Genomic DNA, 1943 nt, shown 5'->3' on the forward strand with positions numbered 1-1943 from the left:
CTCGCGGCTGGCCATGCCCTCGGGGTCTTTGTCGACCACCTTGCGCCAGTCGTCGACCCAGCCGATCGCGCCGAAGCCCATGGTCACCAGCATCACCACCCAGACAAAGCGGTTGCTCCAGTCGAACCACAGCAAGGTCGAGACGCCGATGCCGATCAGGATCAAGACCCCGCCCATGGTCGGCGTGCCGCTCTTGACCAGATGCTGCTGGATGCCGTACTCGCGGATGGGCTGGCCAATCTTCATCTCGGTCAGTTTGCGTATCACCCAGGGGCCAAACGCCAGACCGATCAGCAGCGCGGTCAGCGCCGCCATCACCGCTCTGAAGGTGATGTATTGAAAAACGCGCAAAAACCCCAGCTCGGGGTAGATGCTCTGCAGCCATTGCGCCAGACTAAGCAGCATCGCCGGCTCCTTCTGCTTGGAGTTCTTGCAAAGCGCTAACTACCCGTTCCATCTGCATGAATCTCGAACCCTTGACCAAAACCTTGACCACCCGCGGCAGCTCGGCCGCGGTGTTCAGCGCGGCGACCATTTCGGCCGTGCTGTTGAAATGAAGCGCGCCAGGGCCGAAGGCCGCCGCCGCGTCGGCCGCCGCGCTGCCGGCCGTCCAGAGATGCTCTAGACCGCGCGCGGCCGCATAGGCGCCGACCTCACGGTGAAAGGCCTCGCCCTGGTCGCCCACCTCGCCCATATCGCCCAGCAGCAGCCAGGACGCACCCGGCAGATCGGCCAGCACATCGATGGCCGCCCGCACGCTGTCGGGGTTGGCGTTGTAGCTGTCGTCGATCAGGCTGACGCGTTGACCGTCTTTGCGCGTGAAGCTCTTCAGCTGCGAGCGGCCCTTGACCGGCTGGAAATCTTCCAGCCCGCGTTGGATCGCCGTTAGCGGCGCGCCGGCGGCCAGCGCGCAAGTGGCAGCCGCCAGGGCGTTGCGCACGTTGTGCAGGCCGGCCACCGCCAGCGCCACCGGCACATCGCCGGCGGGCGTGTGCAGCTCCAGCGCCCAGTGGCCTGACTCAACCCAGCGCGCCGAGCCCGTCACATCGGCGCCGCCTTGCAGGGCAAAGCTCAGGTGCGGACGGCTGCCGGCCAGCGCATGCCAGATCGGCGCGCAGGCATCTTCGGCTGGGAACACCGCCACGCCGCTTGAGCCCAGGGCCGTGATGACCGCGCCGTTCTCGCGTGCGGCGGCCTCGACCGTCTGCATGAATTCCTGATGCTCGCGCTGGGCGTTATTGACCAGGGCGACGGTGGGTGCAGCCATCAAGGCCAGCGGCGCGATCTCGCCCGGATGGTTCATGCCCAGCTCGACCACCGCGGCGCGCATCCACTGATGCTCGTCCTGGCGCAGACGCAGCAAGGTCAAGGGCACGCCGATATCGTTATTGAAGTTGCCCGCTGTCGCCAAGGCCGCGTCGCCGACCCAGGCCTGCAGGATGCTTGCAATCATCTGCGTCACCGTGGTCTTGCCGTTACTGCCGGTGACCGCGATCAGCGGCAATTGACATTGGCGGCGCCAGGCGGCAGCCAGATGACCCAAGGCCGCCTTGGCATCGGGCACCAGGATGCCGCTCAATCCCGCCTCGGCCAAGCCACGCTCGGCCAGCGCGGCCACAGCGCCAGCGGCCGCCGCCTGGGGCAAAAACTCATGCGCATCGAAGTGCTCGCCACGCAGCGCGACGAACAGATCGCCCGCGGCCAAGCTGCGGCTGTCGCTGTGGACGCGGGTGATCGGGACCGAGCCATTGCCGATCAGCTGCGCCTGCGGAACCGCCTTCAACAACAGTTGATGGGCTTGGCTCAGGGTCATCATCGTGCTCACAGTCCGGCCCTCGCGATCAGGGCCAGCCTGGCTTCATCTACATCGGAGAACGGCAGACGCTGGCCGGCCACTTCCTGATAGTCCTCATGACCCTTGCCGGCGACCAGCAGCACATCGC

1 protein-coding gene and 1 pseudogene are annotated in these 1943 nt (G+C 66.5%); both read right to left on the reverse strand.

Annotated elements, in window-relative coordinates; translation table 11 throughout:
* Positions 1-405: pseudogene (locus RMO57_RS16735) on the reverse strand (phospho-N-acetylmuramoyl-pentapeptide-transferase); the annotation flags it as partial.
* Positions 395-1816: a UDP-N-acetylmuramoyl-tripeptide--D-alanyl-D-alanine ligase gene (locus RMO57_RS16740; RefSeq protein WP_310388530.1), complete on the reverse strand. Its 1422-nt coding sequence runs from the start codon at positions 1814-1816 to the stop codon at positions 395-397. The gene RMO57_RS16740 and the pseudogene RMO57_RS16735, both read right to left, overlap by 11 nt.
* Positions 1817-1943 lie beyond the last annotated feature (127 nt).

This window comes from Roseateles sp. (assembly GCF_031397715.1).
GTDB lineage: Bacteria > Pseudomonadota > Gammaproteobacteria > Burkholderiales > Burkholderiaceae_C > Paucibacter_A.

Bases quoted from the DNA above. Each gene is read 5' to 3' on its own strand.
- RMO57_RS16740 (WP_310388530.1), bottom strand. From the start codon at position 1,816: ATGATGACCCTGAGCCAAGCCCATCAACTGTTGTTGAAGGCGGTTCCG.